Origin of the sequence: Microbacterium esteraromaticum (genome assembly GCF_017303215.1) — a bacterium.
Lineage (GTDB): Bacteria > Actinomycetota > Actinomycetes > Actinomycetales > Microbacteriaceae > Microbacterium > Microbacterium esteraromaticum_C.
On record NZ_JAEMWU010000001.1, the window covers coordinates 536,117 to 551,267 of the forward strand.

The following is a 15,151-nucleotide window of genomic DNA, read 5'->3' on the forward strand; positions in this document are numbered from 1 at the left end:
TCACGCGGGCGCCGGAAGGAACGACCGTCACTTCTCGTCGGGTGACTCCGGGGTCGACGGCTCGTCGCCCGGGGCCTGCTCATCCGCGTGCTCCTGCTCGCGGCGCTGGCGGCGCAGCTCGCGACGGTTCTCACCGACGGTGAGCGACGCGTCGCCGGATGCCGTGTGCGTCGGATCGTCGGGACCCTTGGGCTGGATGCGTCCGGGAGTGAGCGTGCGGTTGATGTCTTCGGCGGTGACCATCGGGATCTGACCGGTAGCCGTCTCGTACCATTCGGTGAGCGCCGGGTCGTCCGAGTCGATGGATGCTCCCGCGCCCTCTTCGGCCGCGACCTCGGTCGCACCGAACACGAAGTCGTCGCCGTGCTCGGCGATACCGCGGCGCACGCCCTGCGCGATGGCGGCCTTCGCGTAGCGCTGACGCAGCATGTACGGGTCGGTGGCCAGCTCCTTCGCCCACGAGATCATGATGCCGATCACGATGAACGCGAAGGGCAGTGCCGTCACGACCATCATCGACTGCAGACCCGACAAGGCCGTCTCGCCACCGGCGAGCAGCAGCGCGAGAGCCGCGGCGCCGAGCAGGATGCCCCAGGCGAGTGTCACCCACGTGGCCGGCTCGGGCCGGCCGCGCTGGCTCATCGAGCCCATGACGATGGCGGCCGAGTCGGCCGAGGTGATGAAGAACAGCACGATCGAGACCATCGCGATCACCGACAGCACGACACCGAACGGCAGCTGGTCGAACAGCGCGAACAGCACGCCCTCCGACGAACCGACCTCGCTCAGCTCACCGTTCTGGCTGTCGAAGTACATCGCGGCGCCGCCGAGTACGCCGAACCAGACGATGCAGACCGACGAGGGCACCATGATCACCACGGTGACGAATTCACGCAGGGTACGGCCGCGCGAGATCTTGGCGATGAACATGCCCACGAAGGGCGTCCACGAGATCCACCAGGCCCAGTAGTAGTTGGTCCACGATGACATGAACGCGGCCTCGGCCTCGCCCTGACCGGCGTTGCGCGAGAGCATCACCCACAGCTCGCCGAGGAACGTCGAGACGCTGGCGGGGATCATGTTCAGCAGGAACAGGGTCGGGCCCGCGATGAACACGACGATGCCGATGGTGCCCGCGAGCACCATGTTGATGTTCGACAGGGCGCGGATGCCGCGCTTGATGCCCGACACCGCCGAGACCACGAACGCCGCGGTCAGCACGGTGACGACGATGATCAGCGCGCCGTTGCCGAGCGGTCCGATGCCCGCGACGAACTCGACGCCGCTGGTGATCTGCAGCGTGCCGATACCGAGGGTGACAGCCGTACCGAACAGGGTGACGATGATGGCGAACACATCGATGATGGCGCCGAGCCAGCCCTCGGTGCGCTGCCCGAAGATCGGGTAGAAGATGGCCGAGATCAGCGGAGCGCGGCCGCGGCGATAGGCGGCATAGGCGATCGCCCCACCGACGAGCGCGTAGAACGCCCACGCCATCGGACCCCAGTGCAGGATCGACTGGGCCAGGGCGTCGAGCATCGCGTGTGGGGTGCCCGCCTCGGAGTCGAACCCTGGCGGCACGGCGTTGAAGTAGCCGAGCGGTTCGGCCGGTCCGAAGAACAGCAGCCCGATGCCCATACCCGCCGAGAACAGCATCGCGATCCACGAAACCGTCGAGAACTCGGGCTCTTCGTCATCCGCTCCCAGGCGCACCGCGCCGGTGCGCCCGTAGCCGACGACGAGCATGAACGCGAAGACCAGGATGGCCAGGAGCGAGAACAACCAGCCGAAGTTCGCGGTGACCCACGTCAGCGAGGTCGACCCGGTGGCGCTGAGGTTATCGGGTGCGGCGAAACCCCAGACCACCACCGCGAGCACCAGAATGCCGGCGACGCCGAAGACGAACCAGTTGGTGTTGAAGATGCGAGGCGTGTCCTCGACGCCGATTCCAGGAATCAGCGCGGGGTGCGTCACCTCTTTGAGGATCTTCTTGTCTTTGAGCAGCTTCTTCGGCGCGGGTTTCTGTTGTGTGTTCTCTGGAGGAGACATTCCCCCACGGTAGCGAACCCCCGTGCGGCGCACGGGGGAGGTTCCGCGGCGGGCCGCGGAACCCGCCTCAGGCGTCGGTGGCGATCGTCGGCCCGAAGACGGCCGGCAGCGTGCCGCGCGAGGTCTCGCGCAGCTCGTCGACCGAGACGGTGAAGACGTCCTGCACCTCGAGTGCCGGCTCGGTGTCGGTGACACCGATGCGCAGCACCGGGTAGCCGCGTCCCTCGCACAGGCCGCGGAACTTCACGTCGTCCTCGCGGGGAACGGTGACGATGACACGACCGGTCGACTCCGAGAAGAGCGCGGATGCTGCATCCACGCCGTCCCGCTCGATCAGCTCGGTCAGCCACACCCGGGCTCCGACGCCGAAGCGCATCACGCCCTCGGCGAGAGCCTGACCCAGGCCGCCTTCCGACAGGTCGTGCGCCGACGAGATCAGCCACTCCTCGCGCGCAGCTCCGAGGAGCCCTGCCAGACGACGCTCGCCGGCCAGATCGACCTTGGGCGGCAGGCCACCCAGGTGGTCGTGCACGGTGTCGGCCCATGCCGAACCCGACAGTTCGGTCGAGGTGACACCGAGCAGGTAGATGTTCTCACCGGCGTCCTGCCAGCCCGACGGGATGCGACGCGAGACGTCGTCGATGATGCCCATCACACCGACCAGAGGCGTCGGGTGGATCGGCACATCACCGGTCTGGTTGTAGAACGAGACGTTGCCGCCGGTCACCGGGGTGCCCAGTTCGTAGCATCCGTCCGCCAAGCCGTCGACGGTCTGGCCGAACTGCCACATGACCTCGGGGTTCTCGGGGCTGCCGAAGTTGAGGCAGTCGGTGATGGCCGTCGGCGTCGCGCCGGTGACGGCGACGTTGCGGTACGCCTCGGCCAGGGCCAGCTGCGCACCCGCGTACGGGTCGAGCTGGCAATAGCGGCCGTTGGCGTCGGTCGAGATCGCGAAGCCCAGGCCCGACTCCTCGTCGACGCGGATCATGCCGGCGTCGTCGGGGAAGGCGAGGGCCGTGTTGCCGCCCACGTAGTAGTCGTACTGGTTGGTGATCCAGCTGGTGTCAGCCAGGTTCGGCGAGCCGAGCATCGCCAGGAACTGCGCCCGCAGCACCTCGGGCTCGTTCGAACGGGGCAGGTCTTCGGCAGCATCCGCCTGCAACGCGTCGATCCACGTCGGGTACGCGACCGGACGGTCGTAGACCGGGCCGTCGACGGCGACCGTCGACGGGTCGACGTCGACGATGCGCTCACCCTGCCAGTCGATGACGAGGCGACCGTCTCCGGTGACCTCACCGAGAACGCTGGTCTCGACGTCCCACTTGTTGACGACGGCGAGGAACGCGTCGAGCTTCTCGGGGGCGACGATGGCCATCATGCGCTCCTGCGACTCCGACATGAGGATCTCCTCAGCGGTCAGGGTGGGGTCGCGCAGCAGCACGTTGTCGAGCGAGACGTGCATGCCCGAGTTGCCGTTGGCGGCGAGCTCGCTCGTAGCGCACGAGATGCCTGCGGCGCCGAGGTCCTGGATGGCCTCGACGAGCTCGTCGCGGTACAGCTCCAGGCAGCACTCGATGAGCACCTTCTCGGCGAACGGGTCGCCGACCTGCACAGCGGGACGCTTGGTGGGGCCGCCGTCGTCGAACGAGTCGGATGCCAGGATGCTGGCGCCGCCGATGCCGTCGCCACCCGTGCGAGCACCGAACAGCACGACCTTGTTGCCGACGCCGGTGGCGTTGGCGAGCTTGAGGTCCTCGTGGCGCAGCACACCCACGGCGAGGGCGTTGACGAGCGGGTTGGCCTGGTAGACGCCGTCGAAGACGGTCTCGCCGCCGATGTTGGGCAGGCCCAGGCAGTTGCCGTAGAAGCTGATGCCGCTGGTGACGCCGTGCACCACGCGCGGGGTGTCGGGGTGGTCGATGGCACCGAAGCGCAGGGCATCCATGACCGCGACGGGGCGAGCGCCCATCGAGATGATGTCGCGGACGATGCCGCCGACGCCGGTCGCCGCGCCCTGGAACGGCTCGATGAAGCTCGGGTGGTTGTGCGACTCGGCCTTGAACGTCACGGCCCAGCCCTCGCCCACGTCGACGACACCGGCGTTCTGGCCCATGCCGACCATCAGGCGCTCGCGCATCTCGTCGGACACCTTCTCGCCGAAGCGGCGCAGGTACTTCTTGGACGACTTGTACGAGCAGTGCTCCGACCACATCACCGAGTACATCGCCAGCTCGCCCGAGGTGGGGCGGCGGCCCAGGATCTCCCTGATACGCGCGTACTCGTCGTCCTTGAGGCCGAGCGCGCCGTAGGGCTGCTCCTTCTCAGGCGTCGCGGCAGCGTTCGCGACAGAGTCGGGAACGTGAGTGGTGGTGGTGTTCGGGGTGGTCACGCGGGCTCCAAGCGAAGAGGGAGGCGGGGCAGGATCAGTCTACTGGGGGCGCGCCCCGCCCGCCTTGCGGCCCTTGCTGTGTGCCCTTCCGCCCCTTGCTGCGTGCCCTTCCGCTGAGAAACCACTTCCCGTACGAAAAACCACCTGCCACGTGGTGTCTCACACGGGAAGTGGTTTCTCAACGGGTGAGACGGCGGGCGAGGGGGACGGCAGGCGAGTAGGCGGGCGAGGGGAGGGCGGGGGCGGTAGCGTCGGAGCATGACGTCCAGCAACCCGTTGATTCCGGCCGGCTATGACATCGTGTGGACGGCGCTGGCGATAGCGGTCGTCGTGCTGGCGGTCGTGGCATTGGTCTCGCTCGCCCGTTCGGCGAAGAGGCTCAGCGCACCGCAGGCTTTGATCTGGGTGCTGATCGTGCTGCTCGTGCCGGTGCTCGGCCCGATCGCCTGGCTTGCCGTAGGTCGTCGTAGCACGCGGCCCGTGCGCCGCTGAGAAACCACTTCCCGCACGAAAAACCACCTCCCACGTGGTTTCTCACACGGGAGGTGGTTTCTCAGCGGATGGGTACGCGGCGGGCGAGCGCAGCGCGCCGCGTCAGGGCAGCAGGTGGGTGCGGAGCGTGGTGCGGATGCCCGAGATCGACGTGATGTCGGTCCACTCGGCGGCCAGTGCACGGGCGGCCACGAGCACCGAGCGGGCCGCGGGTGCGCGCAGCGCAGGCTCCAGCGTCTCGATGTCGGCGACCTTCGCGGCCCCGACGATGCGCCGTGCCATCTTGGCCGCGGCGAACAATGCCGATTCCCGCAGGATCTCGGCCACCCGGCGCCGCGCGAACGCGTCATCGAAGAGCTTCGTCTCGTGCCAGGTCGCCGCAGCGGCGAGATAGGCCTCTTCGAAGCCCGTCCAGGTCTGCTCGATCAGCGACAGCGCCCATGCGGCGCGTTCGTCATCGCCCTGGGCGCGGGCGCGGGCAGCGGCGAAGGCGTAGTTCGCGAACAGTGCACCGATGTCGAAGGCGACGGGGCCGTAGAACGCGAACTCCGAGTCGAACACCTTCACCGATTCGGTGGCCTCACCGCGCCGGCCGCTGCCACGCACCATGACCGAGCCGGTGTGCAGGTCACCGTGGATCAGGGCCTCGGCGCGGGTCATGAATCGCCACTTCGCTTCGCTCATCGCCGTCGCGAATGTGGCATCCGCCGCGAGAGCGGCAGCATCCGCCTCATTCTCGGGGAGCACCGCGTTGCGACCGATGTCGAAAACCGGTTCGGTGAAGACGAGGTCCTCGGTGATGACGCACAGTTCGGCGTTCTGCGAACGTGCCGCGGTGTCGGCGACCTCTCCACGGCTCTGTCCGAGCACCGAGGTGCCGACCGCGACGCCGGCGACGTAGCGTCCGAGCTCGATGGCGACGCCGTCGTGGCATTCGCCGTCGTTCAGCGCGCCGCGCCACACGCGGTGGTCCGACAGGTCTTCGAGCGCGAGGATGTACCGGTCGTGGTCGTACTTGACGACCTCGACCACCAGGTCGGGGCTGATGGCGTGGTGCGCCACCAGAGACTCGGCCTCGCGCCGAGCCCGATCGGGCGTCATGGGCCAGCCCTCGCCCGTCATCCGCACGTACGGCAGTGCCTGCTTCAGGATCAGCGAGCGACCCGCCGCGTCGCGCACATGGAAGACGAGGTTGAGGTTGCCGTCGCCGATCTCGCGGATCTCAGCCAGGGCGGAGCCGTCGATGCGCTGCTGAAGCTCGGGGTGAGCGGTGATGTACTCGCCGATGTTCGCCTCGGTGAGGAATTCGTACTCGTGGGACATTCGTCCGTTCCTTCGTTGGGGGACTGATGGTGGGGTCGGCCGCGGGCTATGTCGCCGGCGAGTACCGCGACTTGCGGCGCGACAGGGTGAACGAGAACAGCAGCGCCACGATCAGCACGAGACCCTTCGCCGTGTCCTGGAAGTAGTACTGGAATCCGGCCATCGTCATACCGGTCAGCACGATCGCGATGAGCACGGCGCCGAGCAGGGTGCCCCAGGCGTTCGGCTTGCCCATGCCGAGCACCGAGGTGCCGACCAGGGCGACCGCGACGGCTTCGAGCAGGCTCGACGAACCGGCGTTCACATCGCCCTGTCCGATGCGCGAGACCAGGATGATGCCGGCGACCGACGCGAACAGTGCCGAGATGACGTACGCGCTGCCGCGGTACATGCCCACGCGGATGCCCGAGAGGCGAGCAGCCTCAGGGTTCGCGCCGACCGCGTAGAGCACACGGCCCCAGGTGGTGCGGGTGAGCACGAACCAGGATGCGACGACCAGCACGAGCATGATGACGACGGGGATCGGCACCGGGCCGATGGTGCCGCGGTCGATCAGCAGGAAGGTCGGGTCGAACTTGCCGGGAGCGGTCGAGCCGTTGGGCAGGATCATTCCGGATGACACCGACTGGCCGGCGACGGGGATGAGCTTCACACCCTGGATCACGAACATCACGCCCAGCGTCGCGAGCAGGTCGGGGATCTTGCACACCACGATCAGGAAGGCGTTGAGCACGCCGACCAGCAGACCGGCGATCAGCGCGACGCTCACGGCGGTGACGCCGGTGAGGTTGTAGAACACCATCGTGACGGCGACGAGCTGCACGGCCAGTCCGGCGACCGAGCCGATCGACAGGTCGAGGCCGCCGACGATCATGCTGAACATGACGCCGAGCCCGAGGATCGCGGTGACCGAGGCGAACTTCAGCATCGAGAACAGCGATTCCGACGTCGCGAATGCGGGCTGGGTGAAAGCGAAGAAGACGAACGCGATGACCGTCACGGCGATGAAGCCGTACTTCACCACGCTGTCGCGGACGACGTCGCCCAGATGGGTCTCGCGCTGCTGTGCGCGAAGGGTCGTGGTGTCGGCCATGTCAGGCCACCTCCGTCATGCTCTGGACGATCTCATCGTCGGAAACTGTGTCGATACGGGCGTCGAGGGTGATGCGTCCCTCGACGAGGACGAGGACGCGGTCGGCGATCTCACGCAGCTCGTCGACATCGCTGCACAGCATCACCACGCAGCTGCCGTCGGCCGCCTGCTCGCGTGCGCGCTTGGCGATCTCGCGCCTGGCGCCGATGTCGACGCCGCGGAACGGCTCATCGAGCAGCAGCACCTCGGGCGGGGTCTGCATCCAGCGCGCCACCATGACCTTCTGCTGGTTGCCGCCCGAGAGGGCGTCCACCGACTGCCCGGGGCCGGTCGAGACGACCCCGAAGTCGGTGATCGCCTGTGCCGCCCGGGTCGTCTCGGAACCCTGCTGCAGCAGCGGGCCGCGGGCGAAGCGTGAGAGGAACGGGAGCGAGAAGGTGCGCGCGATCGACCAGCCGGGCAGCATGCCCTGGGCGGCGCGATCCTCGGGGACGAGGAAGACACCGCGCGCGATCGCGTCTTTCGGATGCCGGGGTGCGTAGGCCTTGCCGTCGAGCTTCATCGTGCCGGTGCCCGACGCCGTGGACTCGCCGAACACGTACTCGGCCAGCTCGGTCTTACCGGCGCCGATCAGTCCGATCACGCCGGTGACCTCTCCGCTGCGCAGTGCCACCGACATCTCGGGCGCTTCGGGGAACACGCGCAGGCCGTCGATCTCGAGGGCGACCTGCTCACCGGTCAGGTGCACCAGCTGCTCGATGTCGCGTTCAGCGCCTTCGCCCAGCATGGAGGTGACGGCGGCGGCGAAGTCGAACGGGCGCTCCTGCGTCGCCGTGATCCGGCCGTCGCGCAGCACCACGATGTCATCGGCGAGCTGGTCGATCTCGGCGAGCCGGTGCGAGACGTGCAGGATCGCGACGCCCCGGTCGCGCAGCGCGAGGATGGTTTCGAAGAGCCGCTCGGCCTCGGACTGCGACAGGGTCGAGGTCGGCTCGTCGAGGATGAGCACCTTGGGGTCGGTGACGAGAGCGCGCGCCAGCAGGAGCATCTGGCAGTCGGCGATGCCGAGTTCGAAGACGTCCTGGCGCAGGAACGCGTCGTCCCAGTCGAGTGAGAGCGCCGCGGCGACCTCGCGGGCACGCGGCAGCAGCGACTTCGGCGACGAGATCGAAGGCGTCTCGCCGAGGGCGATCTGCTCGAAGACGAGGTTCTCGGCGACGCTGAGGCCGGGGATGATCGCGTCGTCGATCCGCTGGTGAACGGTGCGCACACCCAGCCGGGATGCGGACATCGGGTTCTCCAGCTGCACCGGGGCACCGTCGAGAAGGATGTCGCCGCCGGTGGGCTGGTGCACGCCCGACAGGGCCTTGATGAGCGTGGACTTCCCGGCGCCGTTCGCGCCAAGGAGTGCGGTGATGCGGCCGGGGCGAAGGGTGAGATCCACGCCCTTCAGTACGGTGTTCGCACCGAAGGACTTGCGGATGTCGCGCAGCTCGAGAACGGGCGGGTGGGCGTCGCGCGGCGTGGTCATGATGTGGGTGCTCCTCGCTGAGCGGGTGTGTGCGATGGGGGCGGTGGGACGGCGTCGGGGCGCCGTCCCACCGTGGGATGCGTCAGAAGCTGACGACCGACATCCAGTCTGCGGTCGACACCTGCGACAGGTTCAACTCAGAGACGGCGGCGCGCAGGTCTTCCATGTTCTTGATGTCGTCCTCGCGCAACATCTCCTGCGTGACGAGCACCGGCGGGAACTCGACGAGCTCGGCATCGAGCTCACCGGCCATCGACAGCGCGAGCGTGCGCAGCACGGCGGCGCCGATCGCGTTGGGGTCGGTCGCGCCGGTGGCGACCCAGCGGCTGCCTTCCGCGCGCATGAGCTCGATGTCGGCGTTCGAGATGTCGGCGCCGTAGACGAGCACGTCGTCGCTACCGCTGACCTGGTCGAGGCCGGTCAGCGTGCCCTTGGTGAACTCGTCGTAGGGTGCGTAGATCGCGGTGACCGACGGGTTGGCCTGCATTGCGGCGGCGACCATCGGGGCGCTGTCGCTGGCGGACGAGCTGGTGAACGAGCCGGTCTTGAACAGCTGGTCCCAGCCGTTGTCGGCGACGAACTGGCGCCAGACGGCGTCACGGCGGTCGAGCGGCGCGATGCCCTCGACGTTGACGTAGCCGACGGCAGCGCCTTCGCCGACGTCTTCGAGCATGCGGTCGAGCACGAGCTGGGCCATGATCTCGTCGGACTGCTGGGTCTGGATCACGCCGTCGGCGCACTCGGACACGTTGACGTCGTAGGCGATGACCGCGATGCCCTTGCTGATGGCGTCGTTGACGCCGGGGCACAGCGTGTCCGGGAAACCGTGGCGCACGATGATCGCATCCACGCCCGACGAGATCGCCTGCTCGAGCTGAGTGGCCTGGGTGGCGTTGTCGCCCTGCGCGTCATAGGCCGAAAGCTCGAAGCCGAGGGCTTCGGCCTGCTGGCGCGTGCCGTTGAGGTACTGCTGGAAGTAGTCGCCCTGGCCGGACTGCTGAACGATGGCGACCTTGGCGCCGACCAGCTCTGCGGGCATCTCGCTGCTCGCCTCGCTGACAGCACCGGAGTCGGCGGACTCCTGTGTGGCCGGCGCGCCCTGGCTGCAGGCGGTGAGTGCCAGTACGGCGGTCAGTCCGACCGTTCCGGTCGCGGCGAGCCTGCGCCGCAGACTCCGGGATGACATGCGCTTCATTGCGATTCCTTTCTTGGATGCTTCGGCTGATCGCGTTCAGGCGAAAGCGGGTTGGGTGACCGTCGGCTCGACCACGCCGTGCTCGGTGACGATGCCGCTGATCAGGTCGTACGGGGTGACGTCGAAGGCCGGGTTGAATCCGCGCACGCCCGGAGCCGACATCGTGGTGCCGCCGAAGGCGAGCACCTCGTTCTCGTCACGCTCCTCGATCTCGATGAGGTCGCCCGAGGCCAGGGTGGCATCGACGGTCGACATCGGTGCCGCCACCAGGAAGGGGATGCCGGCGCGGTGCGCCGCCAGCGCCACCGAGACCGAGCCGATCTTGTTGGCGGTGTCGCCGTTGGCGGCGATGCGGTCTGCGCCGATCACGGCGAAGTCGACCAGTCCGCGCAGGATGGTGCTGCTGGCGGCGCCGTCGACCTCGACGACGTGGGGGATGCCGTCCTTCGCGAGCTCCCAGCTCGTGAGCCGGGTGCCCTGCAGCAGCGGACGCGTCTCGTCGACGTAGACGAGTTCGAGCGCGCCGCGCTCGTGCAGTTCCTTGAGTACGCCGTATGCGGTGCCCCATGCCGTCGTCGCCAGAGCGCCGGTGTTGCAGTGGGTGAGCGCACGCAGCGGACGCTTGCCGATGCGCTCGAGCAGCCAGTCCGCGCCGAGCCGCGAGAGTTCGCGGTTCGCGGCCTCGTCCTCTTCGGCGATGCGGTGTGCCTCAGCGAGAGCCTGTCCCGAGCCGGTGCGGCGCACGGCGTCCACGCGGCGGGCGCCCCATTCGAGGTTCACGGCCGTCGGACGAGCCAGGGCCACCCGCTCGATCTCTGCGTCGAGTCGATCGGCGCTCCATCCTTCTGCGCCGCCCTGGCGCTCGGCGAGGGCGACACCGTAGCCGCCGGCCGCGCCGAGTGCGGGAGCTCCACGAACAGCGAGACGCGCGATCGCGTCGACGAGCTGATCGACGGTGCGCAGGTCGAGGTAGGACTCAACGGTCGGGAGCACGGTCTGGTCGATGATCCGCACGGCCGGGCCGTCGGCATCCTCAATCCATTCGATCGCTTTAACCACCGTGTCTCTCCTTTCGCGTACTCCGTCGTCGGGGTACAGCCGGGACGCTAGCAGTTGTCAGACAACCATGTCAACAAGAGCAAACAACTGGGCGATCTGACATGATGTCTCTACGACCCGTGGCCGCACTGGAGCGGCCGGGTCGACAACGGCAGACCGAGCGATGGAGGGGTTCGCGATGGCACGGAGGGCATCCCGCGTCGATGCGGTGGTCGCGGGCATCCGCGCGGGCATCGGCGACGGCACCTACCCGGTGGGTGACCGCCTGCCGACCGAGTCGGAACTCGGCGAGTCGTTCGAGGTCTCGCGCCCGACGGTGCGCGCCGCGCTGAGTGAACTGAAGACCGCCGGGCTCGTGCACACGCGCCACGGCGTCGGCACCTTCGTCTCCGAGCCGCCGGCCGTCACCGCGGGACTGGAGCGCCTCGAATCCATCACCGAGTCGATCCGCCGCACCGGGCGCGAGCCGGGCATGCGCTACCGCAGCCGCACGATCAGGCCGCTGCTTCCGGAAGAGGCGGCGAAGCTGGAGCTGACGGCGAACGACCTCGCGCTCGAGACGCGCCGTGTGATCCTCGCGGACGACGAGGTCGTCGCGTACTCGTACGACCTGCTGCCGATCGGGGTCTTCCCCGAGGGGGAGTCCCCTGAGGTGCTCGACGGATCGGTGTTCGGGTATCTGCGCGAGGCTCGCGGCATCATCCCGGTGCGCGCGGTCGCCGAGATCCACCCCGTCGTCGCCGACCATGTGATCTGGGATGCCCCGCAGGGGCGCAACGGCCTGGCGCTGCTGCTCGATCAGGTGCACTACGACCAGACCGAGCGTGCGGTCGCCTACTCGCGCACCTACTTCATCGACGGGCGCTACACGTTCTCGATCATTCGACACGCGTGACTTCTCGTCGTCACTTTCGTCCAGTAGTGTTGTCAGACAACAGCTTCTGAGCGATTGGGACAGACTCGATGACGAACCACTCCACATCCGTTGCTGATGCCGTGCAGCAGCTCATCCGCGCCGGCTCTGAGATCGTGCAGTCCGGCTTGGCTCTGGCCAGCGCCGGCAATCTGTCGATCCGACTTGACGCCGACCGTTTCGTGGTGACGGCGTCGGGTACCTGGCTGAATCGCCTGGATGAGACCTCGTTCACCGTCATGGACCTGGGTGGCAACGTCGTCGACGGCGCGACCAAGCCTTCGAGCGAGTGGAAGCTGCACCAGCGCGCCTATCGTGCGCGCCCCGACGTCGGGTCGGTCGTGCACGTGCATCCCGCCCACGCGATCCTGCTCGACGCGCTGCGCCGGCCCATCCGTCTGGTGACTCTCGACCACGCGTACTACGTGGGATCGGTCGGGCGCACGCCGTACTACCCGAACGGGTCGGATGAGCTCGCCGACACCGCCGCCGAGCAGCTCGCCGAGCACAACTGCGTGATCATGGGCAACCACGGATCGACGACCGTCGGCGACGACTGCGACATGGCGCTGCGGCGCGCGCTGAACCTTGAGAACGCCGCCGAGCTGACCTATCGCGCGATCCTCGCCGGCAATGGCGACCTCGACTTCCCCTGGGAGTCGGAGCCTCACCTGCACCACGCCTGACCCGCTCGCGCGCGCGCTCGCGCGCCCGCGCTCGCGCCGCGCCCGCTCGCGCCGCGCCCGCCCGCTCGCGCCGCGCCCGCTCGCATCCGCCGAGAAACCACTTCCTGTTTGAGAAACCACCAGCCACGTGGTTTCTCGAACGAGAAGTGGTTTCTCAGCGGGGGTGGCCGCAGGGCAGGCCAGGCAGGCCAGGCAGGCAGGCGGGCGGGCAGCGGCGCGCGCGGCGCGGGCGCCGCGCGCGCTACGCCAGCGGAGCGTCGCGGGCGGGTTCGGGGCCGAGCGCGGCCCCGGCGACCAGCAGGGCGGATGCCACAGCGAGCACGGCGCACACGGCGAGAACCGGCCCGATGCCGGCCTGCAGGCCCGGCAGCCAGAACGGGTACAACGCCGGCACGACGATCGAGAGCGAGTAGCCGACGCCGTATCCGCTGGAGCGCACTCCGGTCGAGAAGCGTTCGGCGAGGTAGGCGCCGACGGGGCCGTAGGCCGAGACGGTGACGACCTGCACGAGGGTCACGGCGGTGATCAGGCCGGCTCCGTGCGAGCCCAGCGCCCAGGCGAAGGCCAGCGGTGCGGCGATGAGTGCGACTGCGCCGAAGATGACGAAGAACCGGCGGCGCCCGATGCGTTGCGAGACCACCCCGGCGGTGTACATGCTCACGGCCGAGACGAGCGTGGCGATCAGCATGATGAAGGCGACCTCTGACGGCCCGACCTGCGGGGCGTCGCGCAGCATGCCGGTGAGCACCGGAATGGCCATCTGCGTGAACAGCCACAGTCCGGTCATCAGCACGAAGACCTGCCAGAGCTGACGGCGGTAGGGCCCGGCGAGGATGTCGCGCACCGGGTGCGCGCGACGGGGAGCGGATGCTGTCGCCGGCGCGTCCATGACATGCGCGGAGTAGTACCAGAGCAGCCCGAAGGCCATGATGGCACCGACGATGAATGGCAGGCGCCACCCCCAGGCGGCGTAGGCCTGCACGCCGAGTGTCTGCACGAGCAGCAGGGTGAGCGCGGCGATGGTGGCGTTGGCCAGGGGCGACATGGCCATGATGCCGCCGCTGAGCATGCCGCGGCGGCGTGGTGTGGTCCATTCCATGGCGAGGGGGATCGCCGCGGTGTATTCGCCGCCGAGAAAGGTGCCGCCGACGAAGCGCAGGGCCACGAAGGCCCACAGTGTCCAGACTCCGCCGATGTCTTGCCCGGGGATGAAGGCGATCATCAGCGTGGTGATGGCGATGCCGGCGATCGCGATCTTCGTGGTTCTGGTGCGGCCGTGGCGGTCGGCGATGCTGCCGAAGATCGCGGCGCCGAGGGGGCGTCCGAAGAGCGTGGCGACGAAGATGAGTCCGGTCTGGGCGGCCGCGCTCTCGGGCCCGAGCACGAGGGCGGCGACGGGGGCGAGTGCGATGATCGGCAGAAAGATGTCGAACTGGTCGACGAAGTTGCCGAGTAGGCCGGCGCGCACGGCGGGACGGGACCGCGAGCGACGGGTGGTGGGCGTGCGGGTGGGCTCGGCGACGGTGCGCCACATATCGACTCCCTACGGCGGCATGATCCGCATCAGGTAAGACGGTCGGCGCGGTGGCAGCGCCCTCTCAGCCCGTACCCGGGCTCCCGTGTGAACGACAACAGCCTAGCTACGGGATGAGCCGGTCGAGTGTCTGCGCCACGCCTTCTTCGGCGCACGTGGGCACGATGCGGTGTGCGATGGCCTGCACCGAGGGGTGTGCGTCGGCGACGGCGTAGGCCGTGCCGGCCCATTGCAGCATCGGGATGTCGTTGGGCATGTCGCCGAACGCGAGCACCTGTGCCGACGGCACGCCGAGGTCATCGCAGAGCCGCGCGAGTGCGCTGGCCTTGGTGACGCCGGGGGCGCTGATCTCGGCGAGGCCCTGCACCGACCAGGTGACTGTCGCGCGGTCACCGACGACATCTGACAGTCGTGAGGTGAATTCGTCGCCGGCGAGGTCGGGGTGGCGCACCAGCAGTTTGGCGGCGGGGGCGTCCCAGATGTCGGTCAACGCCGCCCGGCGCGGTGCGGCGCCGCCGCGCGCGCTCGCCGGGTAGGTGGGATCGAGGCGGATGCCGTCGACGCACTCGATGGCGAACTGGGCGCCCGTCATCTCGTCGGCGATGTGGCGGCACAGTTCGAGACCGTCGGTGGGGGTGATGCCCGCCAGGTGGGTGACTTCACGACCGGGTACGTTGAAGGTGATCGCGCCGTTGGAGGCGATCGCGACGCCGTGCGCGCCGACGTGCGGCCAGAGCCCTTCGAGCCAGCGCAGCGGGCGCCCGGTGACGAACACGACGGGCACGCCCTGCCGGTCGAGGCGTTCGAGCACGCCGGCGGTGAACGCCCGCACCGTGGTGCCGGCGTTGGGGATGAGGGTGCCGTCGAGGTCGGTCGCGATGAGCATG

12 protein-coding genes and 1 riboswitch are annotated in these 15,151 nt (G+C 68.7%); of the genes, 3 read left to right on the forward strand and 9 right to left on the reverse strand.

Going from position 1 to position 15,151, the window contains the following annotated elements; all coding sequences use genetic code 11:
• Positions 1-27 precede the first annotated feature (27 nt).
• Positions 28-2,049 carry a BCCT family transporter gene (locus tag JF543_RS02480; protein WP_206822630.1) on the reverse strand — a complete coding sequence of 674 codons (2,022 nt, stop codon included), beginning with the start codon at positions 2,047-2,049 and terminating at the stop codon, positions 28-30.
• A 67-nt stretch (positions 2,050-2,116) separates the two neighbouring features.
• Positions 2,117-4,438 carry a phosphoribosylformylglycinamidine synthase subunit PurL gene (gene purL / locus JF543_RS02485; RefSeq protein WP_206822631.1) on the reverse strand — a complete coding sequence of 774 codons (2,322 nt, stop codon included), beginning with the start codon at positions 4,436-4,438 and terminating at the stop codon, positions 2,117-2,119.
• A 258-nt stretch (positions 4,439-4,696) separates the two neighbouring features.
• On the opposite strand from purL, the gene JF543_RS02490 reads away from it, so the two are divergent.
• Complete coding sequence (locus JF543_RS02490) at positions 4,697-4,930, forward strand: PLDc N-terminal domain-containing protein (RefSeq protein WP_206822632.1); 234 nt, start codon at positions 4,697-4,699, stop codon at positions 4,928-4,930.
• 102 nt (positions 4,931-5,032) lie between these two features.
• On the opposite strand, the gene mtnK is transcribed toward JF543_RS02490, so the two are convergent.
• From mtnK to mtnA, 5 genes are all read right to left on the reverse strand, one after another.
• Entirely contained in the window at positions 5,033-6,253 is a 1,221-nt protein-coding gene (gene mtnK, locus JF543_RS02495) for an S-methyl-5-thioribose kinase (protein ID WP_206822633.1), read from the reverse strand.
• Positions 6,254-6,299: 46 nt separating this feature from the next.
• Complete coding sequence (locus JF543_RS02500; RefSeq protein ID WP_179409425.1) at positions 6,300-7,346, reverse strand: ABC transporter permease; 1,047 nt, start codon at positions 7,344-7,346, stop codon at positions 6,300-6,302.
• A 1-nt stretch (position 7,347) separates the two neighbouring features.
• Positions 7,348-8,877 (reverse strand): sugar ABC transporter ATP-binding protein, encoded by a 1,530-nt coding sequence (locus JF543_RS02505; RefSeq protein ID WP_179409424.1) that lies wholly within the window; start codon positions 8,875-8,877, stop codon positions 7,348-7,350.
• 82 nt (positions 8,878-8,959) lie between these two features.
• Positions 8,960-10,063 (reverse strand): substrate-binding domain-containing protein, encoded by a 1,104-nt coding sequence (locus tag JF543_RS02510; protein WP_206822634.1) that lies wholly within the window; start codon positions 10,061-10,063, stop codon positions 8,960-8,962.
• Positions 10,064-10,108: 45 nt separating this feature from the next.
• Positions 10,109-11,131, reverse strand: coding sequence for an S-methyl-5-thioribose-1-phosphate isomerase (gene mtnA, locus JF543_RS02515; protein ID WP_206821314.1), 1,023 nt, complete (start codon positions 11,129-11,131; stop codon positions 10,109-10,111).
• A 178-nt stretch (positions 11,132-11,309) separates the two neighbouring features.
• Between mtnA and JF543_RS02520 the strand changes: the two genes are divergently transcribed.
• A complete protein-coding gene (locus tag JF543_RS02520) occupies positions 11,310-12,026 on the forward strand; it encodes a GntR family transcriptional regulator (protein ID WP_179409422.1) in 717 nt (238 codons plus the stop codon).
• 68 nt (positions 12,027-12,094) lie between these two features.
• The gene (locus JF543_RS02525; RefSeq protein WP_206822635.1) at positions 12,095-12,730 is read left to right on the forward strand and encodes a class II aldolase/adducin family protein; all 636 of its coding nucleotides are present in this window, start codon (positions 12,095-12,097) and stop codon (positions 12,728-12,730) included.
• Positions 12,731-12,971: 241 nt separating this feature from the next.
• Here the strand turns inward: JF543_RS02525 and JF543_RS02530 are convergent, their stop codons facing one another.
• Together JF543_RS02530 and JF543_RS02535 are read right to left on the reverse strand one after the other, a co-directional pair.
• Positions 12,972-14,264 carry an MFS transporter gene (locus JF543_RS02530; protein ID WP_206822636.1) on the reverse strand — a complete coding sequence of 431 codons (1,293 nt, stop codon included), beginning with the start codon at positions 14,262-14,264 and terminating at the stop codon, positions 12,972-12,974.
• Positions 14,254-14,361, reverse strand: a riboswitch (TPP riboswitch). (Overlaps the previous gene by 11 nt.)
• Positions 14,362-14,370: 9 nt before the next feature.
• Entirely contained in the window at positions 14,371-15,150 is a 780-nt protein-coding gene (locus tag JF543_RS02535) for an HAD family hydrolase (protein ID WP_206822637.1), read from the reverse strand.
• Position 15,151: the final 1 nt, after the last annotated feature.